Source organism: Rhodococcus sp. WMMA185, from assembly GCF_001767395.1.
In the GTDB taxonomy this organism is placed as follows: Bacteria; Actinomycetota; Actinomycetes; order Mycobacteriales; family Mycobacteriaceae; genus Rhodococcus_F.
The window spans coordinates 1,780,080-1,806,935 of sequence record NZ_CP017014.1; the positions used below are offsets into that span (position 1 = coordinate 1,780,080).

Genomic DNA, 26,856 nt, shown 5'->3' on the forward strand with positions numbered 1-26,856 from the left:
TCATCCCCTACTGAGGTAGTTCTCGAGCACCGGCCCCACTACGGCAAGCACTTCCGGTTCGATCATCTGATTGTGTTCACAATCGATCTTGACTTCGTCGATCCCACCGGTGACGGACCCTTGCCACTCCTCGGGTGAATGCTCCCCTTCGGACGCGCTGGCGGAGAAGAAGAGCAGATCTCCGTCGAACACCTGTGGGCGGAAATTGGTCATGATCTGCGAGGAGTTCGTGTATCCGGAACTGATCCGCTCCAAGTGCTGTGGGGTCAGTCCGATCTTCTGCCCGAACGCTTCATCGAGCAACTCGACGGCTCGCTCGTAGGTCAGTTCCTCTCCTGTCTCCGACTCGAGATCCAGTCCGAGGCCGTTCAGGAGTTCGGAGACGGTGAGGTGCTCGGGACCCTGGCCGTTTCCGTTCGTCACATAGCTGTCCATGATGGCCAGGGTTGCCACTTCCTCGCCCTCCCTGCGCAGTTCGACGGCCATCGCGTGGGCGATGACCCCACCGAGAGACCAGCCGAGCAGGTGGTAGGGCCCGTGAGCCTGGACGCGGCGCATCTCCACCACGTAGTGGTGCGCCAACTGCTCGACCGACTCGAAGGCCGGGCCTCCGCTGATGATTGGCAACTGCAGGCCGAAGGCCGGGCGGTCCGGCGCGAGATGCTGCACAAGTCCGGCGTAACCCCACGACAGGCCGATCCCGGGGTGGATGCAGAACAGCGGAGCCTTCTCGCCGGTCGGACGCAGTGGGATGACGACGCCCAACGCCTCGTCGACCGGTGAGGCCTCCGCGTCCTCCTTGTCGATCCGCAATGCCAGACCCGCCGGTGTCGGGTCCAGGAACATAGACTGCAGCGGGATGTGCCGCCCGAATCGTTCCTGCAGGACGGTCATCACGCGGGTCGCGACGATCGAGTTGCCGCCGAGGTCGAAGAAGCTGTCCGCCGTGCCCACCCGGTCCACACCGAGTACCTCAGCGAAGGCTTCCACGATGATCCGTTCGGTCTCGGTCGTCGGGGCACGGAACGCCGCGCCGGTGGTACCGAACTCGGGCGCGGGCAGTGCTTTGCGGTCGAGTTTGCCGCCCGGAGTCATCGGGACCTGGTCGAGGATCACCACCGCGGACGGGACCATGTGCCCGGGCAAGTGTTCCGAGGCGTACGTACGCAGTTCCGCGGGCTCGAGGTCGACTCCGTCCACGGTCCGTACGTACGACGCGAGGAGTGTGTCGCCCGAAGGGCCGGTGTGCCCGATCGTGGCCGAGAATGCGACAGCAGGGTGCCGGGCGAGAACGGTGTCGATCTCACCGAGTTCGATGCGGAACCCGCGGACCTTTACCTGGAAGTCGGTGCGGCCGATGTACTCGAGGGTGTGATCGGGCCGCCAGCGCACGACGTCCCCGGTGCGGTACATCCGCTGGCCGACTTCGCCGAACGGGCACGCGACGAAGCGCTCGGAGGTCAGTTCCGCCCGATTGTGGTACCCACGCGCGAGCCCGGGTCCGATGATGTACAACTCTCCGGGCACGCCGACCGGCACGGGTTGCAGCTGTTCATCGAGCACGAGCGAGCCGAATCCCAGTGCTGGCGCACCGATGTTGACGACCTCGCCCGGACGCATCGGGGTACTCACGTTCGCCTGGATGGTGGTTTCCGTGGGCCCGTAGCCGTTGTGCATGTTGCGGTTCTTGCCCCAAATCTCCACCAGTTCCGGCGGGCATGCCTCGCCGGCCACCAAGAGGGCGCGGAGCGAATCGAGTCCCTCATCTTCCATCGAGGACAATGCGGTGGGTGTGATGAACGCGTGTGTGACCGCGTTGCTTCGCAGCAGTTCCGCCAGCTCGGTGCCACCGAAGATGGCAGGCGGCACGATCACCACCCGTGCCGCAGCCCCGAATGCCATCATCAGCTCGTAAATCGACGCGTCGAAGCTCGGGGACGCCAGGTGCGATACCCGCGATTCATGCGTGACCTGGAACCGCCCGCGTTCTTCGGCGGTGAGGTTGGCGATACCACTGTGTGTGACGATGACACCCTTCGGTCGACCGGTCGAACCCGATGTGTAGATCAGGTACGCAGGGTGGGCCAATCGCAGCGGGCTCGTCCGGTCGGCGTCCGAGACCGCCGCCGGGGACACGGCCTCGACCTGCTCGGCGAAGTCCTCAGCGTCGAGCACCAACCACGGAACGGTGTCCGGCAGCCCCTCCCGGTGGGCGGCGACGGTGATTCCGACCGTCGCACGGCTGTCGGTGAGCATGTACTCGATCCGGTCGGCTGGATAGGCAGGATCGACCGGGACGAATGCCGCACCGGATTTGGCCACCGCCCAGATCGACACCACTTCCTCGATCGACCGCGGTATGCCGATGGCCACGAACGTCTCCGGTCCCACACCGTGGGAACCCAGGATCCGGGCCAGCCGATTGGACCATTCGTCGAGTTCCCGATAGCTGACCTGACGGTCCTCGAAGGACAACGCCACCGCTTCCGGGTCCCGAGCCGCGGCGGCCGACAACAGGTCGGGCCACAGTTCGGGGTGTACTCCGGGTTCGCCCCGGGCCGGCGCCAGTTCGGCGGTCTCGGCCTCGTCGAGCAGCGGGAACGTGCCGATCGGCCGGTCCGGATCTGTGACGGCGGCCGCGAGGATCCGGCTGAAGCGGTCGGCGAACGAGCGTGCGGTCTCAGGGTCGAAGAGGGACACCGCAAAGTCCAGTCCGCCGGAGATACCGGCGGGCGCACCGTCTCCATCGAACTGCTCGACCAGGATCACTTCGAGGTCTTCCTTCACCACCCGGGTTTCCAGGTCCACGCTCTCGACCCGTAGTTCCGGAAGTTCCAGGGTGGGGCTCACGTTGTTCTGGAACTCGAGGGCCACCTGGAACAGCGGCGAGTAGGCGGTGGACCTGGTGGGGTTGAGTTCCTCGACGAGGCGCTCGAACGGCAGGTCCGAGTGCCCGAACGCGGCCAGATCGGTCTCCCGGATCTGCCCGAGCAACTCTGTGAACGTCGCTGCTGGGTTCATCCGGCTACGCAGGACCAGAGTGTTGACGAACATCCCCACCATATCGTCGAGGGCGGTTTCGCCTCGTCCGGCGATGGGGGTGCCGATGGCGACGTCGTCGGTGCTGCCGAGCCTGGCCAACAACACCGCGAGCGCTGCGTGGACGGTCATGAACATGGTGGCATTGTTCGCCCGGGCCAGTGCGGTCAACTGTTGATGAAGGTCCGCGCTGAGGGTGAACTCCACCCGATCGCCCTCGAACGTCTGCTGGATCGGGCGCGGACGGTCGGTCGGCAACTGGATGACGTCCGGCAACCCGGCCAGCGTGTCCGACCAGAACCGCAACTGCCGGTTGATCTTCGAGTCGGGGTCGTTCTCCGAACCGAGGTCGGCGTGCTGCCACAGCGTGTAGTCGGCGTACTGCACCTTCAGCGGATCCCACTGCGGCGCGGCACCGTCGAGCCGCGAGGTGTAGGCCACCATCACGTCCCGCGCCAACGGGGCCAGCGAGGAGCCGTCCGCGCAAATGTGGTGGACCACGATCGTGAGCACGTGATGATCGGGTGCGGTTTCGAACAGCGCCACCCGGACCGGGACGTCGATGCTCACGTCGAACCCGCGCGATACCAGTTCCATCATGTGCCGCGGCAGGTCGTTCGCGGCAACCGAGACAGTGGTGATTTCCGGTTGCGCGTCGGCGGCGGCCAGGATCTTCTGAGTTGGTTCGCCCTCGACCGTGGGGAAGATGGTCCTCAGCGTTTCGTGCCGTTCGAGGACGTCGGTCATGGCCAGTCGCAGAGCGTCGACATCGAGGTTCCCGGTCAACCGGACTGCCAATGGAATGTTGTACGCGGGTGACGAGGTATCGAACTGGTTGAGGAACCACATCCGCTTCTGCGCAAGCGACAGCGGAATCAGTTCGGGACGCTCGACAGGCTCGAGTGCGGGCGCTGCACCACCACTGTGCACGGCGTCCCCGACACGTGCGGCCAGAGACCGGACATCCGGGGCTTCGAACAGCGCGCGAACGCCGATATCGGCATCGAGAGCATCCCGTAGCCGTGCCGTGACACGGGTAGCCACCAGCGAGTTGCCGCCGAGGTCGAAGAAGTTGTCGTCGATACCGATCCGTTCGATTCCGAGGACATCGGCGAAGATGTCCGCGATCATCGCTTCGAGATCATTGGACGGCGGCGTGAACTCCTTGGTGGTGTGGAACTCCGGATCGGGCAGCGCCGAACGGTCGAGTTTGCCCACCGGGTTCAACGGAATCTCGTCGAGGAACGTGATGCTCGTCGGCACCATGTGCGCCGGCAGTCGGGTCGACAGGTGTGCGGTCAACTCCGCCTCGTCGACTTCGCCCGGCGTATTGGTCAGCAGATACGTCACCAGCACGGTGTCGCCGGACGGTCCCGGGACTCCGAGTGTCACCGCGAACTTGACCCCCGGGAACGCGGTGATCTCCGAGTCGATCTCGTCCAGTTCGATGCGGAAGCCGCGGATCTTCACCTGGAAGTCGCTGCGGCCCACGTATTCGACGGTGTGATCGGACCGCCAGCGAACGATGTCGCCGGTGCGATACATCCGCTCGCCGGCCTCCCCGAAGGGGTTGGCGAGGAAGCGTTGACTGCTCAGCTCCGGTCGCCGGTGGTAGCCGCGGGCCAGGCCCGCCCCGGTGATGTACAGCTCACCCGGCACACCGACGGGTACCGGTTGGAGACGCGAATCGAGCACCAGTTCGCCGACACCGCGGATCGGGCCGCCGAGCGTAATGGGTTCGCCCACGGTCATCGGATCGCTGATATTGGCCATCACCGTGGTCTCGGTGGGCCCGTAGGCGTTCGACAGGAATCGTCCCGGAGCCCAACGCGTCACCAGCTCCGGCGGACAGGCCTCGCCACCGAATACGACGTGCTGGAATTCGTCGAGGCCTCGGGGATCGACCGTGGCCAGCGCCGCAGTGGTGATGAACGCGTGCGTGACGTGCTCCGACCGGATGAGTTCGGCAAGTTCCACCCCGCCGTATACCGTCCGCGGCGCGATCACCATCGTGGCACCGACACCGAACGCCTGCAGGTACTCGAAGATCGACCCGTCGAAGCTCGGCGTCGAGAAGTGCAGGGTGCGGGAGGTCTGCCCGGCGGCGAACCGCTGGCGCTGGTCCTCGGCGAAGTTGTCGAGACCCTCGTGTGTGACCACGACACCCTTCGGCTTGCCCGTGGAACCCGACGTGTAGACGATATACGCCGCGTTGTCGAGGCTGATCGGCGAACGTCGATCCGAATCTGCCACTGGCAGAGCTGGTTTCGCCTGACATGCCTTCTCGAACTTGGGTGAGTCGAGCTGCAGCCACGGCATGGAATCGGGCAACGACTCCTTGTACGCGGACATGGTCAGCCCGATGGTGGCCTCCGAGTCGGTCAGCATGTGCTCGATGCGGTCCGCCGGATAGTTCGGGTCGATCGGGACGAACGCTGCACCTGTCTTGGCAACCGCCCAGATGGCGAGAACCGACTCGATCGAGCGGGGAATACCCAGCGCCACGAACGTCTCCGGGCCCGCGCCGCGCGAGATCAGCACCCGCGCAAGCTGGTTGGAACGCTCGTCGAGCTCACGGTACGAGACATTGCGGCCCTCGAACGTCAGCGCCGTCCGATTGGGGTCCAGCGCGGCAGCGTCCTCGAAGATCTGTGGCAGCGTACGGACGGAGAACCCGGGCCTGCCTCGGACCGGCGCCAAATCGGCGAGTTCCGCGTCGGTGAGCAGTTGCAGCCGGGCCAGAGGCATCTCCGGCCGCTCGGCGATCGCGTCGAGCACCCGCCCCAGCCGATCTGCGATCTCGTCGACCGCGCTCTGCTCGAAGACTTCGGGCAGATACTCGAACTTGAGGTTCAGCCGATCGTCACCGGATGCGACGACGGCAAGGGGGTAGTGCGCGGAGTCCTTGCCCACGATGCCGGTGACGAACATGCCGGCGATGTCGGTCTGCTCCGTCAACCCCTCCTTGTCCACCGGATACGACTCGAACACCGTCAACGTATCGAAACTCGCACCAGCACCGGCCACCGCCTGAATATCGGTAAGCCCCACATAATGATGATCAAGCAACCCCGCCTGCTCACCCTGCACCCGCTCGAGCAACTCACCCAACGACTCCGACGGATCCAACACCACCCGCACCGGCAAAGTATTGATGAACAAACCCACCATCGACTCGATCCCCGCAATCTGCGGAGGACGACCCGACACCGTGCCACCGAACACCACATCCGAACGACCCACCAAACCACCCAACACAATCCCCCAGGCCGCCTGCACGACGGTGTTGAGGGTGAGTCCGCGTTCGCGGCTCAGATCGCGCAAACGAGTGGTCTGCTCCTCGGACAGGGTGAAGGCGGTTTCCTCCGCGACTGCGGAGAGCGCCTCACCGCGCTCCATCGGGGCGAGAAGAGTCGGCTCCTCGACCTCGCCGAGTGCGGTACGCCAGGCATCTAGGGACTCGGTGACGTCGTGACGCTTCATCCACGATAGGTAGTCGCGGTAGGAGTGCACGCGGGGTAGCAGGCTCTCGTCGGCGTCCGTGGCGTACAGCGCCAGCAAATCGCGGATGACCAGCGGCGTCGACCAACCGTCGAGCAGGATGTGGTGGTTGGTCAGAATCAGCCGGTAGTCGTGCTCGGAGAGCCTGATCAGCGCCAGCCGCAGTAGCGGCGCCTCGGCCATGTCGAACTTGACCGTTCGGTCCTGTCGCATGATCCGGTCGTATTCGCGATCCGTGTCTTCGTCCCCGAGCGCCGATAGGTCGAACTCGGACCACGGCAACTCGACGTGCTCCTGAATGATCTGCGCGGAGGCGCCGGCACTGTCGTGGACGAATGCCGCCCGCAGGTTGGGGTACCTGTCCAGCAGTGCCTGCCCGGCGCGGCGGATGCGGTCCGGGTTCACCTCGCCACGGAGCTTCAGTGCCAACTGCACGAGGTAGGGGTCGACCGTGGAATCGGAGAACTGAGCACCGAAAACGGAGTCGGAGAATTGAGCGTGGAAGAGCAGCCCCGACTGCAGCGGCGACAGCGACCAGATGTCGGACAGGGTCGGGAATCTGGCTTCCAGTCGGTCGATGGCGTCCTGGTTCAACGCGACCAAGTCCAGGTCGGATGGGGTCAGACCACCGGCATCGGGCCGAGCCACATGGGCGGTCAGCGCGGTGAGCGCCTCCACCCAGAGATCGGCGAGTTCACGCACCTCCGAGGCAGCCAGCACCCCGGTGGGGAACGCCCACGTGGCCCGCAGCCGGTTTCCGTCCGCCCCGGTTCCGGTGACGGCGTTGATATCGAGCGCCGTGGCCACCGGAATGTCGGAGGCGGGGATGTCGTCGAGCTTGGTGTCGGTCACCGGCACCCAGGCGTGATGGATGTCTGTCGACGTCGCGCCTCCGAGCCGGCCCAGATAGTTGAAGGTGATCTGCGGCTGGGGCAGCGCCCGCAGTTGCTTCGCGGTATCGGGATCGAGGTAGCGGAGCATGCCGTAGCCGATGCCGTGGTCCGGGATGGCGAGCAACTGCTCCTTGATCGCCTTGACCGCCGCACCGGCCGCCCCGCCACCGGCGAACGCATCATCGATATCGATGCCCGCCAGATCCAGACGCACCGGGAACATGGCCGTGAACCAACCCACCGTGCGCCCCAGGTCCGCACCCGGCACCACCTGATCCTCACGGCCATGGCCCTCGAGGTTGACCAAGGACTCGCGGGTGAGGTCTCCGTGTTTGCGGCGCCACTTCGCCAATGCCAGCGCCAGCGCGGTCAACAGTCCATCGTTGACTCCGCCGTGGAAGGCCTCTGGTACCCGGGTGAGCAACGCGTCCGTGACGTCGGGCGTCACCTCGACGGTGAGCTTGTCCACCGTCCCCGCCACGTCGACCTCCGCGTCGAGCGGGCGTGACCCGATCAGTGGGTCGTCGGCTTCGAGAGTGCGCCGCCACAACTCGATCTCGGTCTCACGTGCGCCGGTCATCTCGACCAGGCCGTGGGACCAGCGACGCATCGATGTACCGACCGGTTCGAGCGCCGGTTCCTCACCGGCGGACACCCGCGCCCACGCTGTCGCGAAGTCCGGCACCAGGATCCGCCACGAGACGCCATCGACGGAAAGGTGATGAGCCACCACCAACAGGCGGCCGCCCTCCGCGCCGGCATCGAACCACACCATCTGCAGCATGATCCCGGCCTCGGGGTCGAGTCTTCCTGCAGCGGCATCGAGTTCGACGGTGGCGGTTTCCGCGAAACCGGAGCCGACCACCGAAGGAACCTCAATCCTTCGCAACATGCTGCCGACGTTCAGTGCACCGGCGGGCTGCACTTCGATCCGCCACTGCGACTCGGTGCGATGCAACCGGGCGCGGAGCATGTCGTGATGATCGACGACGGCGGCGATCGTGCGTTCGAGCAACGTCTCGTCGGCTTCGGCGGGAAGCGAGAGCAGGGCGGTCTGGGTGTAGCGGCGGAAGTCGCCGCCGCGTTCGAGCAGCCACGACGCGATCGGGGTAGCCGGCATGTCGCCGATACCACCACCCGGCAACTCCTCGAGCACCCTGATGTCAGCAGCACCCGCCCACGACGCCACCGCAGCCAAACCCGCCACCGTCTTGGTCTCGAACACATCCCGCGGCGTCAGGATCACACCCGCAGCCTTGGCACGCGCCACCAACTGAATCGACATGATGCTGTCACCACCGAGCGCGAAGAACGAATCCTCCACCCCGACAGCCTCGAGACCCAACACCTCCGCGAACAAACCGGCCAAGACGGTTTCCATTTCCGTCGCCGGTGCGCGACCCGCCGACACCCGGGCCCCGAAGTCCGGCTCCGGCAACGCCCGACGGTCGAGCTTGCCGTTGCTCGTCAGCGGAAGGGCATCGAGCGCCACGAGGGTGGCGGGCACCATGTACGAGGTGAGCTGGGCACCGACGAATTCGAGCACCGCAGACACGTCGATGGTGGTACCGGCTTCGGGCACCACGTAGCCGATCAGCCGGTGTCCGCCGTGCCCGTCGTCACGGGTGAGGACGACGGCCTGCGCGATGCCCGGGTACGACAGCAGCGCGGACTCGATCTCGCCGAGCTCGATGCGGAAACCACGGATCTTGACCTGGAAGTCGCTGCGGCCCAGGTACTCGAGCTGGCCGGACTTGTTCCAGCGAGCCAGGTCACCCGATCGGTACATGCGGCCACCGGGGTTCGCCGGGTCGGCCACGAAGCGGGTCGAGCTCAGCGCGGCCCGGCCGAGGTAGCCGCGGGACACCTGGTCTCCGGAAATGTACATCTCCCCGATGGTTCCGGGAGGTACCGGGCGCAGGCGACGGTCGAGAACGTGAACATGCAGGCCTGCGATACCGCGGCCGATGACACTGGCCGAGGTGGACGCCGCGAACTCGGGGTCCAGCGGGAGATAGCTGACGTGGACCGTGGTCTCGGTGATGCCGTACATGTTCACCAGCGTCGGGGCGGAGGCGTCGTGCCTCGAGTACCAACGACCGAGTTGCGCAAGGTCGAGCGCCTCGCCGCCGAAGATCACATAGCGCAGCGCGAGAGCCGCCGCGTTCACGTCCATCTCCGACACCAAGCGGTCGGTCTCGGCGAGTTGATAGAACGCGGTCGGGGTCTGGTTGAGCACGGTGACCTGCTCGTTGCGCAGCAGTTCGTGGAACATTTCCGGCGACCGCGCCGTGTAGTAGTCCACGACGACGAGGCGTCCGCCGTAGAGCAACGGCCCCCACAGCTCCCACACCGAGAAGTCGAACGCGTAGGAGTGGAACATCGTCCACACGTCGGTCTCATCGAACCCGTATTCCGGCTGGGTGTTCGCGAACAGCGTCAGCACGTTCCGGTGTGAGACGACGACGCCCTTCGGTCGGCCCGTCGAACCGGACGTGTAGATCACGTACGCCACAGACGACGGCTCGAGCGGCGCCATCCTGTCGGTGTCGGTGATCGCCGCCGCCGACAACTGCGCAAGGTGTTCGGTGGTTTCGGGGTCGTCGAGCAGGATCGGCGGAACCTCCGACGCCGGCAGCGCTGAGGCGTCCCCGACGGTGGTCACGACACAGTTCGGCGCCGCGTCTTCGAAGACGAACGCCAGGCGCTCGGACGGATTCGTGATGTCGACCGGAAGATAGCCGCCACCGGCCTTGATCACGGCCAGCAGGGCGATGATGAGATCGCAGTTGCGTGGAAGTGCCACGGCGACCAGAGATTCCGGACCGACGCCCCTGGAAATGAGGAGTCGGGCCAGCCGGTTCGAGCGTTCGTCGAGTTCGCTGTAGGTGAGGGTCACGTCCTCCGAGGTCACCGCGGTGGCGTCGGGGAACCTGGCTGCGCTCTGCGCGAACCGGTCGGCGAGCGTGTCCTCGCCGGAGCCGATGCCGGCGACATTCCATTCGGTTGCCATCGCCAACCGCTCGGCGGCGTCGGTGAGCACAATGTCGCCGACCGGGGTTTGCGGGTCGGAGGTGACCGCGTCGAGGACGCGCAGGAACCTCTCGGCGATGGTACGCACGGTGTCGGCGTCGAACAGATCGGTCGCGTAGGTGAACGACGCGGTGATACCGGCCGCGACCCCATCGGCGTCGAATTGTTCCTCGACGCCGAGCTGCAAGTCGAACTTAGCAACCTCGAGGTCGAAATCGACTGCGTTCGCAGTCAGTTCCGGCAACTCCAGGGTCGGCGTCTGGTTGTTCCGGAATTCGAGCATCACCTGGAACAGCGGCGAGTGCGCTGTCGAACGTTCGGGGGCCAGCACGTCGACGAGTCGTTCGAACGGAAGATCCGAGTGATGGAACGCGGCCAGGTCCGTGGCCCGCACCTGGTCGATCAGGGCACCGAAGCCCTCGGCGGGGTCGACGACGGCACGCAGGACCAGGGTGTTGACGAACATGCCGACCAGGTCGTCGAGCGCGGCGTCGCCGCGACCCGCGATCGGGGTGCCGACCGCGATGTCCTCGGTGGACGACAGGGCCGACAACAGCACCGACAATGCGGCGTGGACGGTCATGAACATGGTCGAGTTGTGCTTGCGGGCAAGCGCCGAGAGCGACCGATGTATGTCCGCGGGAACGGTGAAGTCGACCTGCGCTCCGCGGAAGGACTGCTGGACCGGACGTGCGTGGTCGAGCGGAAGCGCCAAGAGTTCGGGCAGGTCCGCAAGTTGCTCGGTCCAGTACTGCAGCTGACGCGAGATCAGCGATTCGGGATCGCTCTCGCTGCCCAGGTGGTCGAGCTGCCAGAGGGCATAGTCCGCGTACTGCACCGACAGCGGGTGCCATTGCGGTGCGCTTCCCGCGATCCGGGCTGCGTAGGCCCCCATCACGTCCCGGGCGAGCGGGGTGAATGAGAACCCGTCCGCGCAGATGTGATGCACCACGATGACTAGCACGTGGTCGTCGGGGGCAAGAGCGAACAGCGCCGACCGGATCGGCACGTCTGCCGTCACATCGAAGCCTGCGGTTGCCAGAGTTGCGATGTGCTCGCGCAGTTCGTCTTCCGGCACCTCGGTGACCTCGAGGTCCGGTGACCACTGTCCTGGCGACAGTACGACCTGAGTTGGTTCCCCGTTGTGGGACGGGAACACGGTCCGCAACGATTCGTGCCGGAAGAAGACGTCGGTCACGGCCTCGCGCAACGACTCCACGTCCAGGTGACCGGTCAGCCGGACGGCCATCGGGATGTTGTACGCGGCCGACGAGGTGTCGAACTGGTTGAGGAACCACATCCTCTTTTGCGCCAATGACACCGGTACGTACTCGGGCCGCGGCATCGGACCGAGCGGGATCCGGGCGTGATCGCCGTCCTGGACGCCTGCGAACTCCGTCGACTCGATCAGGCGGGCCATCGAGTGAATCGTGGGCGCCTCGAACAGGACGCGGACGCCGATGTCGGTATCGAGTTCCGCGCTCAGGCGTGCAGCGACCCGGGTTGCCACGAGCGAGTTTCCACCGATGTCGAAGAAATTGTCGTCGATACCGACCCGTTCGATACCGAGGACGGTGGTGAAGATGTCGGCGATGGTGTGCTCGAGCACCGTCGACGGTGGACGGAAATCATCGGACGTTGGCAGGAACTGCGGTGTCGGCAGCGCTGCTCGATCGAGTTTGCCCACCGGGGTCAGCGGAATCTCGTCGAGCAGCATGATGCTCGACGGCACCATGTGTGGGGGCAGCAGGCCTGCCGCCCACTCCTTCAGCTCCGGCGGTTCGAGTTCCGATCCTGCCTCGGGCAGCACGTAGGACACGAGGACGGTGTCACCCGCTGGTCCAGGACGCCCGAGGGTGACCGCAAACGAAACGGACGGGTGCTCCGAGAGTGCACTGTCGATGTCGCCGAGTTCGATGCGGAAACCGCGAATCTTCACCTGGAAGTCGGTGCGGCCCAGGTACTCGACAGAGTGATCGGGCATCCACCGGGCGAGATCACCGGTGCGGTACATCCGGTCACCGGGTTCGCCGAAGGGGTTGGCAACGAAGCGCTCGCTGGTCAGCCCGGCGCGCGCGTGGTAGCCGCGGGCCAGACCCTTACCCGAGATGTACAACTCCCCTGCAACACCGAGGGGAACCGGTTGCAGCCGCGCGTCGAGAATCACCTCGGCAACCGCGCGGATCGGTCCACCGAGCGTGACCACCTCACCTACCTCGAGGGGGTCGCTGATGTTGGTCATCACGGTCGCCTCGGTGGGGCCGTACCCGTTGAACAGCTTCCGTCCCGGCGCCCAACGGGTGACCAATTCCGGCGGGACGGCCTCGCCGCCGACCACCACGTTCTGGAACACATCCAGACCCTCGGGATCCACGGAGGCGAGTGCTGCCGGAGTGATGAACCCGTGCGTAATCCCTTCACTACGGATCAGCTCCGCCAACTCCTCACCGCCGTAGATCGATGTCGGCACGATCACCATGGTCGCGCCGGCGGCGAAGGCCAGCAGGTAGTCGAGGATCGAGGCATCGAAACTCGGCGAGGAGAAGTGCATGGTGCGCGACGAAGAGTCCGTCCCGTACCGGGCCCGCATCTCCTCGGCGAAGTTGTCGAGGCCACGATGGCTGACAACCACGCCCTTCGGGGTGCCGGTGGACCCGGAGGTGTAGATGACATACGCCGGATACGTGAATCGCAGTGGGGTGGTGCGCTCCTCGTCGGTGACCGGTGCCGAGGACACCTCCCGCACCGCTGATTCGGTCTCGGTGTCGTCGAGTGTCAGCCAGGTGACCGCGCCAGGCAACCTGTCGTGATCGGCCGCGACTCGCACACCGAAGGAGGCACCGGAGTCGGTGAGCATGTGCTCGACTCGCTCACGTGGGTAGTTCGGATCGACCGGAACGAACGCCGCCCCCGTCTTGGCGATCGACCAGACGGCGACAACCGACTCGATGGATCGTGTAATACCCAGTGCAACAATGTCCTCCGGGCCAACTCCCTGGCCGATCAGAACTCGTGCGAGCCTGTTGGATTGCTCGTCGAGTTCCCGATACGACACCTGGCGATCACCGGACACCAGGGCGATGGAATCACCCGCAGCCGCTGCAATCTCGGCGAGCATCTGCGGCAGCGTTCGCTCCGACCCGCCCGGCCCGCCGCGGACCGGGACCAGTTCGGCCGCCTCGGCTTCGGTGAGCAAGCTCAGCTGGGAGAGCCTCATATCGGGACTCTCGGCGAGCGCAATGAGTGCGCGGACCACACGGTCACCGATGCGTTCGATGCTCGCCTGGTCGAACAGGTCGGGAAGATACTCGAGCTTCAACTGGAGATGTTCGTGAGCCGATGCGATCAATGCGAGCGGATAGTGCGCAGCGTTCGCGCTGTCGCGGATATCGAGGACGCGCATGCCGGCGATGTCGGTCTGCTCGGTCAACCCCTCCTTGTCCACCGGATACGACTCGAACACCGTCAACGTATCGAAACTCGCACCAGCACCGGCCACCGCCTGAATATCGGTAAGCCCCACATAATGATGATCAAGCAACCCCGCCTGCTCACCCTGCACCCGCTCGAGCAACTCACCCAACGACTCCGACGGATCCAACACCACCCGCACCGGCAAAGTATTGATGAACAAACCCACCATCGACTCGATCCCCGCAATCTGCGGAGGACGACCCGACACCGTGCCACCGAACACCACATCCGAACGACCCACCAAACCACCCAACACAATCCCCCAGGCGGTGCGGATGAGGGTGCTCAGCGTCAGGCCGTGTTCGCGTGCCAGCACCGTCAACATGTCGGTTCGGTCGGCATCGAGGTCGACGATCACCTCGCTCGACGGGGTATCGCTCTGGCCGGTGGCATCGGATGGGGCCAGCAGGGTTGGCTCGTCCACCCCGGCGAGGGCGCGCTTCCAGACCTCGAGAGACTCCTCGGTGCTTCGGTCCGCCATCCATGCGAGGTAGTCGCGGTAGGGGTGCACGCGGGGCAGCGCGGCGCCATCACCCTCCGTGACGTACAGCGTCAGCAGATCGCGGATCAACAGCGGCATCGACCAACCGTCGAGCAGCACGTGATGATTCGTCACAATCAACTTCTGCCGGTCACCACCGAGTTGGATCAACATGAACCGCAGCAGAGGCGGTTCGGCCATGTCGAATCCGCGGGCCCGGTCGGTCTCGACGAGGCGGGCGATCTCCGCGTCCGCACTCACCTCGTCGAGGTCGGACAGATCGATCTCCGTCCACGGAAGTTCCACGTACTGGTGGACCGCCTGAACGGGGGTCCCGTCCTCGTCGTAGACGAACGATGCCCGCAGGTTCGCGTGCCGGTCGAGCAGGGCCTGCCCCGCAACACGCAATCGCGACCCCACGGCGCCGCTCAGTTCGAGCGTCATCTGCACGGTGTAGGAATCGATCGACTCATCGGCGAGCAGTGCGTGGAAGAGTAGGCCGGACTGCAGCGGCGACAGCGACCAGATCTCCGACAATCCGGGGAAGCGCGCTTCGATGCGGTCGATGGCGTCCTGGTTCAAACTGACTAGGTCCAGGTCAGACGGCGTCAGCCCGCCTGCGTCGGGTCGAGCCGCGTACGTCGTGAGTGCGGTCAGCGCCTGCACCCAGAGATCGGCGAGTTCTCGAATCTCGGCGACGGTAAGAACACCGGCCGCGTACGCCCAGGTGGCGCGCAGTTGGGGCCGATCCTCGACTGCCGTGGTGACGGCATTGACGTCGATGGCGGATGTGATCGGGGTATCGAGATCCTGGGCCCGGTCCATGTCGACCTCACCGGTCGGTGTCCAGCCCACCTTCTCGCCGGCCTCGGACAGATCGGCCGCGAAGCGCCCCAGATAGTTGAAGCTGATCTGCGGTACCGACCGCGCCGCGAGGCGGGGTGCGGTGTCGCCGTTCAGGTATCGGAGCATGCCGTAGCCCATGCCATGGTCCGGGATGGCGAGCAACTGCTCCTTGATCGCCTTGACCGCCGCACCGGCCGCCCCGCCACCGGCGAACGCATCATCGATATCGATGCCCGCCAGATCCAGACGCACCGGGAACATGGCCGTGAACCAACCCACCGTGCGCCCCAGGTCCGCACCCGGAACCACCTGATCCTCACGGCCATGGCCCTCTAGGCTCACCAGCGTCGCATTGAAAGCACCGCCGTCGGGCGTCCGATTGACGGCACCGCCGTCGGGCAGAACGGCACGGCTGCGGCGCCACTGGGTCACCGCCATCGCGAGTGCGGTGAGGAGACCGTCGTTCACACTGCCGTGGATAGCTTCTGGCAGCCGGGTGAGGACTGCCTCGGTGACCTCGGTCGGGAGCTCGACCGTGACGCGGCCCACCGTGGCATTGACGTCGACGTCGGGGTTGAGTGGGCGGGAGCCGACCAGCGGATCCTCGCAGTCGAGAATGCGTTGCCACAGATCGAGTTCGGCGGCCCGGTTCGTGGCTTCGTCCACCAGTCCGTGCGCCCATCTGCGCATGGAGGTGCCCACCCGGTCGAGCGCGGGTTTCTGCCCCGCAGAGATCAGCGCCCACGCGGTCGCGAGGTCGGGAACGAGAATGCGCCAGGACACGCCGTCGACGACGAGGTGATGGACCACCACCAGCAGGCGCCCACCCGCGTCGCCCGCGTCGCACCACACCACCTGCATCATGACGCCGGATGCCGGGTCCAGACGGTCGAGGGCGGCGTCGAGTTCCGCGATCACTGTGGCGGCGAACGCGGGTGTTCCCGGATCGGCAGACGCCTCGACCACGCGAATCAGATCTCGTGCCTCGACCGAACCGACCGGGCGGACCTCGAGACGTGACTCGGCACCCTCGGTGTTCAACTGCGCACGCAGCATGTCGTGCCGGTCCAGGACGGCCTGGAACGTACCGACCAGAGGCTCGAGTTCGCGCAAATCGGGCGGCGCGGTCAACAGGGCGGACTGCGACATACGGTTGAACTCGCCGCCGCGCTCGAGTAGCCAGCGCACGATCGGGGTAGCCGGCATGTCGCCGATACCACCACCCGGCAACTCCTCGAGCACCCTGATGTCAGCAGCACCCGCCCACGACGCCACCGCAGCCAAACCCGCCACCGTCTTGGTCTCGAACACATCCCGCGGCGTCAGGATCACACCCGCAGCCTTGGCACGCGCCACCAACTGAATCGACATGATGCTGTCACCACCGAGCGCGAAGAACGAATCCTCCACCCCGACAGCCTCGAGACCCAACACCTCCGCGAACAAACCGGCCAAGACGGTCTCCATTTCCGAGACCGGAGCCCGACTCGGCGACACGAGAGCCCCGAAGTCCGGCTCCGGGAACGCCCGACGGTCCAACTTGCCCGCAGGTGTCAGCGGCAGTTCGTCGAGGATGACCAGAGCGGACGGCACCATGTACGGGGCGAGGAACTCACCGACGAACTCGAGGATTGCGTCCGTCTCCAGTTCCGCGCCAGCCTCCGGGACCACGTAGCCGACCAGCCTGTTGGCGCCGGTGCTTCCCGTGTGCGCGGACACCACCGCCCGCGCCACATCCGGGTGGCGGGTCAGTGCACTCTCGATCTCGCCGAGTTCGATGCGGAAACCACGGATCTTCACCTGGAAGTCGCTGCGGCCCAAGTATTCGAGCTCGCCGGACTTGTTCCAGCGCGCCAGATCGCCCGTCCGGTACATGCGGGCGCCGAGACCGCCATAGGGGTTGGCCACGAACCGTTCCGAGGTGGTTCCTGCCCTGTCTTTGTATCCCCGGGCCAGGCCCGATCCGGTGACGTATAGCTCACCGGTCACCCCGTTCGGTACCGGGTGTAACCGGGAATCGAGCACCATCTCCCCGGTGCCCAGCGGCGGGCGGCCGATCGTGACACCCTCGCCGGGCAGCAACGGCCCGCTCGCGCTGGTTACGACGGTCGCTTCCGTGGGACCGTACGCGTTGAACATCTTCCTTCCGCCGGTCACCCACTGGGCCACCAGTTCCGGCGGGCACACGTCGCCACCGGTGGCGACCACTCGGAGGTGGTCCAGACCCGCTGGATCCACAGTTGCCATGGCGGCCGGGGTCATGAAGGCGTGGGTTACCTGGCCGGCACGGAGAACCTCGGCGAGATCGGTACCGCCGATGACTGAGGCAGGCCCGATGACCATGGTCGAGCCGGACCCGACCGCGAGCAGCAGTTCCAAGATCGACGCATCGAAACTCGGCGACGCGAAGTGCAGTGTGCGCGACCGCGGGCTGAGCCCCATCCGGATGCGGAGGTCGGTGGCGAAGTTCGCCAGGCCGCGATGAGTGACGACGACACCCTTCGGGGTACCGGTGGAGCCCGAGGTGTAGATCAGGTAGGCCGGGTTCTCCAGGTCGAGCGGACCCGTTCGGTCGGCGTCGGTGATGCCGGCCGCGGAGTGCGCGGCCACCTCGTCGTCGAATCCTGGTGCATCGACCACGACGTAGTGGGTGCAGTCGGGCAGGCTGGAATGAAACTCCGAGACTGTCAGCGCGAGCGCCGCACCGGAGTCGCTGAGCATGTGGACGATCCGGTCGGTCGGATAGTCCGGATCGACCGGGACGAATGCGGCGCCGGTCTTGGCGACCGCCCACAACGACAGCACCGACTCCAGCGACCGCGGCATCGCCAGCGCAACCACCGACTCCGGACCGATACCCCGCTCGATGAGCAGGCGGGCGAGCCGGTTCGATCTCTCGTCGAGAACCCGGTACGTCACCTCCCTGCCCTCGAACCACAGTGCGGCCGCCTTGGGATCGATCGCCGCCGCCGCCGCAAGAAGCTCGGGCAGCGTCCGCGGCTCCACATCCGGTCCGCCCATCACCGGTGCCAGTGCCGCGCGATCGGACGCATCCATCAGAGCGATGTCACCGACCGCCCTCTCCGGATCGGAGGTCACCGCGTCGAAGATGCGCTCCAGGAAGTTCGCGAAAACGGCGATCGTGGACGGCTCGAACAGACTCGACGCGTACGTGAACGACGCGGAGATCCCAGCGGGCTCCCCCGAAGCGCCGAATTCCTCGGTGAGGGTGAGCTGCAGGTCGAAATTGGAGATACCGGTCGGCAGGTCGAGCCCAGTGACGGTCAGGCCCGGCAGTTCCAGCCGTGGCCGCTCATTGTTGCGGAACTCGAGCACCACCTGGAACAGCGGCGAGTGAGACGTCGCGCGTTCGGGCGAAATCGCGTCCACCAACCGCTCGAACGGCAAGTCCGCATGGTGGAAGGCGCTCAGGTCGGTGTCTCGAACCGTGGACAGCAGATCGGTGAACGAAACGCCGGGATCGACCGGGGTACGCAGCACCAGGGTGTTGACGAACATGCCGACCATGTCGTCGAGGGCGGCGTCGCCGCGACCCGCGATCGGCGTACCCACCGCCACGTCATCGGTATCTCCCAGCCGCGCCAGCAATACCGCGAGCGCCGCGTGCACGGCCATGAAGACGCTCGAATTGTGTTCGCGCGCCGTAGTGATGAGCCGGCTGTGGACCTGTGGGTCGATGCTGAACGTGTGGACGCCGCCCCGCATCGACTGCTCGGTCGGACGAGGATGGTCGGTCGGTAGAGCCAAGAGCTCCGGAATCCCCGTCAGCGCGCGCATCCAGTAGTCGAGTTGAGCGGCGAGAAGGCTTTCCGGGTCGTCCGCATCGCCGAGTACTCGGTGTTGCCACAGCGCGAAATCGGGGTACTGGACCGGCAGCGGCGTCCAGTCCGGGGCCTGTCCCCCGGTCCGCGCCGCGTAGGCGGTCATGACGTCCCGGGCCAGCGGCGCCAAGGAGAAGCCGTCGGCGCTGATGTGGTGGACCACGATAACCAGCACGTGCTCCTCCGGATCCGTACGGAGCAACGCGGCGCGCACCGGCACCGCTACGGTGACATCGAACCCCGCGCCCGCCAGTTCCGAGATATGTTCGTGCAGTTCATTTTCGGTCGTCACGATCGGAGTCAGGTCCGGCACCACGTCTTCGGTCGGTAGAACCCGCTGGAGAGGTTCACCGTCGACCATCGGGAACATGGTGCGTAGCGACTCGTGCCGCCCCATCACATCTGCGACGGCGTCCTGGATCGCCTCTTCGTCGAGATCGCCGGTCAACCGCACCGCGAGCGCGATGTTGTATGCCGGGGAATCGGGGTCGAACTGGTTGATGAACCACATCCGCTTCTGCGCCAGCGAGACCGGCAACCGGTCCGGCCGCTCCCCCGCGACCAACTGTGGGCGCTCAGCCCGTTTGCCGGTCTCCGACTCGATCCGGGTCGCCAGCGCTGCCACGGTCGGGGCGTCGAAGATTTCCCGCACACCGATCCGGCTGCCCAGTGCGGCGTTGACCCGCGCTACAAGTCGAGTGGCCACCAGGGAGTTGCCGCCCAGGTCGAAGAAGCTGTCGTGCACGCCGATTCGTGACGCGTCGAGCAGATCCGCGAAGATCGACGCGAGGATCTCCTCGATCGGATTGCGTGGTGTCACGAATTCGGCGGACGGGCTGAGGAACTCCGGCTCGGGCAATGCTGCACGGTTTAGTTTTCCGGTTGCACCGAGCGGGAAATTGTCGAGCACCATGATGCGAGTCGGCACCATGTAGGCGGGTAGTGCTTCCGCCGCCACGTCCCGCACATGGGCGGTATCGATGTCGGCACCGGCTACCGGAATTACGTAGCCAACCAGGCTCTCGCCGGTGACCTCGCTGCGGTGAACGGTCACCACCGCCTGTGCCACCGACGGGTGTGCCAGCACTGCGGCCTCCACCTCACCGAGTTCGATGCGCTGGCCGCGCAGCTTCACCTGGAAGTCCCGGCGGCCGATGTAGTCGATGTTGCCGTCGGCGCGCCAGCGGACGACGTCACCGGTGCGGTACATCCGTTGTCCCGCTTCGCCGAACGGGTTCGCGACGAACCGCTCCGAGGTCAGGTCGCTGCGCCCGACATATCCGCGGGCCAGCTGGATACCGGCCAGGTACAGCTCTCCGTGTACACCGACCGGAACCGGGTGCAGGCGTGAATCGAGCACGTAGAGCTGGGTGTTCCAGACCGGAGCACCGATCGGCACCGATGCCCGGTCACCTTCGGTGCACTCCCAGTACGTGACGTCGACGGCGGCCTCCGTCGGGCCGTACAGGTTGTGCAGTGATGCGGTGCCGAATTCCCGGAACGCATCGGCGGTGGCCGGCGGCAACGCCTCACCGCTGCAGAACACCTGCCGGAGGGAACCGCAGAGGTCGGGGTCGGCGCCGGCAGTGAACACCGCCAGCATCGACGGTACGAAGTGCATCGTGGTGACCTGGTGGTCGGCGATGATGTGAGACAGGTAGGTGGGGTCCCGGTGGCCGTCTGGCGCGGCGAGAACCAGCCGTGCACCGACCTGGAGCGGCCAGAACAGTTCCCACACCGACACGTCGAACGTCACCGGCGTCTTCTGGAGCACCACGTCCGTGTGATCGAGCCGGTAGGTGTCCTGCATCCACAACAGGCGGTTCACGATCGCCCGGTGACTGACCGCGACACCCTTCGGGCGTCCGGTGGAGCCTGACGTGTAGATCACATAGGCCACGGAATCGGGGTAGATCGGACCGCCGCGCTCGGCGTCGGTGATCGGGGTACTCGCCCGGCAGGATAGGTGCAGGGTATCGATCTCGATGACGGCAGAGCCCTCCGCGTCACCCATACCCTCGGGACGGTCTCGAGTGGATGTGAGAACGCATGCCGGTCCGGCGCTCTCGATCACGTACGCGATCCGGGAGGCGGGATGGTCCGGGTCCAGCGGAACGTATGCCGCCCCGATCTTCTCCACCGCGTATATCGCGATCATCAGCTCGAGCGAACGCCGCAGGGCAACCGCGACCCGCGACTCTGGGCCGACACCGCGCGCAAGGAGTTCCCGGGCCAGGCGGTTGGCACGCGCGTCGAACTCCGCGTACAGCAGTTCCTCTCCCCCGAACACGACGGCCACGGCGTCGGGGGTCCGCGCCGCCTGGCTCTCGAACATCTCGACGAGTGTCGACCCCGGTACGGGTACGTCGGTGTCGATCCACTTCTCGAGCATCCGGTGCGTCTCGTCCGCACCGATCAGGTCCAGATCCCCGATCTTGGCAGTCGAGCGTGCGGTGATCATTTCGAGCAGGGTGACGAACCGCTCCGCCAGCGCCGTCATCGTCGGCGGATCGAACAGTTCCGAGGCGTAGGAGAACTGAACGTCGATGGGGCCCGGCTCGCCGGAATCCTCGGTGTGCTCGGTGAGAATTACCTGCAGGTCGAACTTCGCCGCACCGGTCTCGAGGGCTTCGACCTCCACGTCGAGCCCGGGAAGCTCGAGCCGCGTGTTCGCGAATCCCTGCAACACCAGCATCACCTGGAACAGTGGTGAATGCGCCTCGGAGCGGGTCGGCTTCAACTCCTCGACCAGACGCTCGTAGGGCAGGTCTGTGTTGCTGAACGCGGCGAGGTCCACCGAGCGCGTGTGCGAGAGGATCTCGGGGAAGGTGAGGTCCGGATCGACTGCGGTGCGTAGGACGACGGTATTGACGAACATACCGACGACATCGTCGAGTTGGCGTTCCCCGCGACCGGAGACCGGGGACCCGATCGACACGTCGGGCGAACCACTCGACTGGGACAGCAGGACCGCGAGTGCCGCGTGTACCACCATGAACAGGCTGGCGTCGTGGTCGTTCGCGACCCCGAGCAACCCGGCATGGATGCGTGCCGGGATCGCGAAGTCGGCTGTCGCCCCGACCATCGACTGGCGGGCTGGACGGGGGCGGTCGGTCGGCAGATCCATGACCTCCGGCGCGCCGTCGAGGGTCTTCGACCAGAAGGCGAGTTGACGCGAGAGCACACTGGCGGGGTCGTCCGGCGAGCCCAGAAGTTCGCGCTGCCACACGGCGAAATCGGCGTACTGCACCTCCAGCGGCTCCCATTGCGGAGCATCCCCACCGACACGGGCGTGATAGGCCACCATCACGTCTCTGGTCAGCGGGGTCATCGAGAGACCGTCGGCGGCGATGTGATGAACCACGAACACCAGTTCGTGGTCGTCGGCGGCGATCCGATAGAGCTGTGCCCGTAGCGGCGGGTCCGATGTGACGTCGAAACCTGTTGCCGCATCGGTGATCAGGCGTGACTCGAGCTCACTTGCCACGACATCGATCACGTTGAGGCTCGGACTGACATCGGAGACCGGCAGAACTACCTGGATCGGACCGTTGGGCGTGTTCGGGAACACCGTCCGCAACGATTCGTGCCGGGTCAGGACGTCATCGATCGCGGCCCGCAACGCCCCGACGTCGAGTGTGCCGCGCAGTCGGATGCCGACGGGAATGTTGTAGGCGGGAGACGACGTGTCGAGTTGGTTGATGAACCACATGCGTTGCTGGGCAAGCGACACCGGCACCGGGCCGGACCCGGGCCGCGGAGTGAGTTCCGGGCGAGGTGAGGCCTGGGGACCGAGAGCATCCACTCGGGCGCTGAGCATGGCGACACTGGGGGCCTCGAACAAGTCCAGCACCCCGATATCCGAGCTCAACGCCGAATTGACCCGGGACACTACGCGAGTCGCGACGAGTGAATCGCCACCCAAGTCGAAGAAGCTGTCGTCGACGCCGATCCTTTCGACCCCCAACAGCGTGGAGAATACCTCCGCGATCTGCATCTCGGTCGGGGTCGTCGGCGCCCGGTATATCGTCGAAGTGGCCTCGAAATGCGGATCCGGCAACGCCTTCCGATCGAGCTTGCCCGCGGGCGTCAACGGAACCTCGGACAGTTCCATCACCCGCGCGGGGACCATGTGCGCGGGGAGGGCGGCGGCGGCGTGGTCGAGGATGTCGCCGACGTCGATCTGTGCGTCGTCCTCGGGCAGTACATAGGTCACCAGTGCGGTGTCACCTGAGGGTGTGGTCCGTCCGACCGTGGTCGCGAACGCGACGGTCGGATGTGCACGCACGACGGCGTCGATCTCGCCGAGTTCGATGCGGAATCCGCGGATCTTTACCTGGAAGTCGGTGCGACCGAGGTATTCGAGCTCACCGGACCCGTTCCAGCGCGTCAAGTCCCCGGTTCGGTACATCCTCTGACCGGGTGCGCCGTAGGGATCGGCGACGAAACGCTCCGCGGTCGACACCGACCGGTTGTGGTATCCGCGTGCCACACCGTCGCCGGTGATGTACAACTCTCCCGGTACCCCGACCGGCACCGGATGCAACCGCGCATCGAGTACCAGCAGGCTGCAACCACGGGACGGCCGACCGATCGTGACGGGTTCGCCGACGGTCAACGGTCCGGCGATGCTTGCGACCACGGTCGCCTCCGTCGGCCCGTACGCGTTGAACATGGCCCGGCCCGGCGCCCACTGCGCCACCAGTGCTGGAGGACAGCTCTCGCCACCGGTGACCACGCATCGGATGTGGTCGAGGCCGGTAGGGTCGACGGACGCCAGAGCAGCCGGTGTGACGAACGCGTGGGTCACGCGCTCGCGATGCAAGAGCTCGGCCAGTTCCGTACCGCCGTACACCGTCGGCGGCGCCACCACCATGGTGGCCCCCGCGCCCACCGCGAGAAGCAGTTCCAGGACGGACGCATCGAAACTCGGCGACGAGAAGTGAAGTGTGCGGGAATCTGCCGTGACGGCGAACCGGCCCCGCTGTTCCTCAGCGAAATTCGCGAGTCCGACGTGAGTGACTTCCACCCCCTTGGGGGTGCCCGTCGAGCCGGAGGTGTAGATCAGGTAGGCCGGGTCAGTCGTCCGCAGCGGCCGGAGTCGATCGGCGTTTGTGACGGCACCGGGCCGATGCTCAGCTACCGTCTGCTCGAACGCCGCATCGTCCATAACCAACCACGACGTGGTCTCCGGTAGGGACGACCGGTACTCCTCTACGGTCAGACCCGCTATTGCACCGGAATCGGTCAGCATGTGGTTGATGCGATCGGTCGGGTAATTCGGGTCGACGGGAACGAACGCCGCGCCCGATTTCGCGACCGCCCAGGTGGCGAGCACCGATTCGATGGAGCGTGCGATCGCCAGCGCCACAACCGAACCCGGCCCAACCCCGTGGGAGATCAGCATCCGGGCGAGACGGTCGGACTGCTCGTCGAGTTGGGTGTAGCTCAGAGCCCGACCCTCGAAGACGAGGGCATGGCCGTCGCCGCCGGCCTCCACCGCTGCTCGCAGGAGTTCGGGAAGGGTGCGAGCATCCACTGACGGTTCGCCGCGGACAGGCGCGAGTTCGGCGAGTTCGGCCGGTTCGAGAACATCGACGTCTCCGATCGGGGTGACCGGGTTCCCGGTGACCGCCCGCAGTATCCGGACGTAGCGTGCCGCAAGCGCTTCCGCGCTGCCACGGTCGAACACGTCGGTCGCGAATCCCAAGCGGGCGCTGAAACCGCCGGACTCCGATTCGGAGACGGCGAAGGCGAGATCGATTCCAGGAAGATCGATTCCGCGCTCATCCGAACCGGCCGTCTCGAGTCGGGACTTCCCTTCCGCGGGGTCCTGCGGATGGCCGCCGGTGGCGAATTCGAGCATCACCTGGAACAGCGGGGCGTGCGACGAATCGGGGTCGATGTCGAGCAAGGAGGCTAGTTCGTCGAACGGCAACGCAGCATGTGCGAACGCTTCCCGGTCGGTGTCGCGAACCCGGTGGAGGTGATCGACGAAGGACGACCCACCCTCAACCAGCGACCGCAGGACGACCTTGCCGGAGACGGAGCCTGAATCCTGTGTGGGGCCGGACGTTCCGATAACGATGTCGTCGGTGTCGCCGATTCGGGACAGGAGCACGGTGAGCGCTGCATGCAGAACCGTGAAGATCCCGGTGCCTGCCTCCTCCGCCAACGCGGCCGCGCGGTGTTGCACGTCGGCATCCAGGGCGAAGTCGACGACCTCGACGGGCTCGGAACGCTCGGATGGTCGCGGTCGGTCGAGCGGCAACGCGGCCACGTCGGGAACGCCCGCGAGTTCCCTCTTCCAGAATTCGCGCTGGGATTTGTGTTCTAGGATCTGCGCCCCGAGACGGGCGCTCTCGTCGTGGATCTCGGCGGTCCGCGCGTGCGGCTCCGCCGTCACGAACTCTTCGACCAGTTCCATGAACCGGCGGTGGTGCGTGTGCAACTCCTCGGTGCTGTACCGATTGGGATTGCCACGGAAGTCGAGCAGGGTCTGGCCGTCACCGCTCTGGTAGATGTTGAACAGAAGATCGTCCACCGGGCCCGACGTGACGATGTGGTATTCGCCCGTCACCGACCCCAGGGTCAGTGCCTGATGGAAGAGCATGACGTTGGCCATCGGGCCTGCCAAGCCGTCCGGGCTTCCGGCGAGTCCGGCGTCGCGGCGAATGTCTTCGAGGCTGCACCGCTGATGACGCAGCGCTCCCATCATCGCCAGTTGCACCCGCTGCACGAGGTCGGCGACGGTGTCTTCCGGCTGGACCGTGATACGCAGCGGGGCGACGTTCACCAGCATGCCGCCGGACCGCTGCAGCGGGGCGGTGGTGCGGGCGGACACCGGCAGGTTGACGAGCACGTCCCGCTTGCCCGTCATCCGTGAGAGATAGGAGGCGAACGCGGCCACCAGAACGGCGGCCGAGGTGGCGCCAACCCGCTGATCCGACTGCTCGAGGAGACTCCTCGCAGTCTCGGACAGCGCCGCGCTCTCTAGCAAGCTCTGCGCCGCTGCAGGCGCATCACGCTTGGCGAGGGTGGAACCGTTCTCGATACCGACGATGCGTTCGGCCCAGTAGTTGCGGTCGTTCTCGAACCTGGTCGAAGCGCGGTACTTCTGGTCGAGCTCGTACAACTCACGCAGATCGAGCGCGCGGTTCGGCGCAGGTTCGCTGCCCTCGATAGCCGCCGTGTACAGGGCCGCCATCCGGTTCAACATGGTCATGCCGCTGTAGCCGTCGAGCGCGACGTGATGAATCCTGGTGTACCACAGGTAGTGCTGCTCTCCCACCTGCAAGACGGTCATCTCGACCAGTCGGTCGCGGGTCAACTGCGCCGGCTGCGCATAGTCCTCGTCCATCCATGCCCGCGCCGCGGATATCGGGTCGGGTTTGTCGCGGAAGTCACAGAAACCGATGGACGGGTCGATTGTGTAATCGACCGCCTGGTATGGTTCACCGTCGACGTCCAACAGCCGAAGGAATGGAGACTGGAACTCCCGGCCCGCCGTCACCGCGGCCTCGCTCAACAGGTTCAGATCGATCTCGCCTTGCAGATCGACGTACTGGGCGATGAATTTGGGAACCGTGGGGCTCAATTGCTGCGCAAACCACATGCTCCGCTGCACCGAGGAGAGGGGGAAGGCCCCGTCCGGAACATTCGGATCTTCGGCACGACTGTTCGGCTGCGGTGGGTTCAAACTCGTCATCTCGTTCCCCCAGCGGGTAGAAAACTGTGGATGCGCAAG

The 26,856-nt window shown here is 65.9% G+C and carries 1 protein-coding gene; it reads right to left on the reverse strand.

Annotated features, from left to right (window positions below):
* Positions 1 to 26,817 carry a non-ribosomal peptide synthetase gene (locus BFN03_RS08050; protein ID WP_070378582.1) on the reverse strand — a complete coding sequence of 8,939 codons (26,817 nt, stop codon included), beginning with the start codon at positions 26,815 to 26,817 and terminating at the stop codon, positions 1 to 3.
* Positions 26,818 to 26,856: the final 39 nt, after the last annotated feature.

Coding starts and splice junctions, on each gene's coding strand:
- BFN03_RS08050 (WP_070378582.1), bottom strand. CDS start 26,817: ATGACGAGTTTGAACCCACCGCAGCCGAACAGTCGTGCCGAAGATCCG.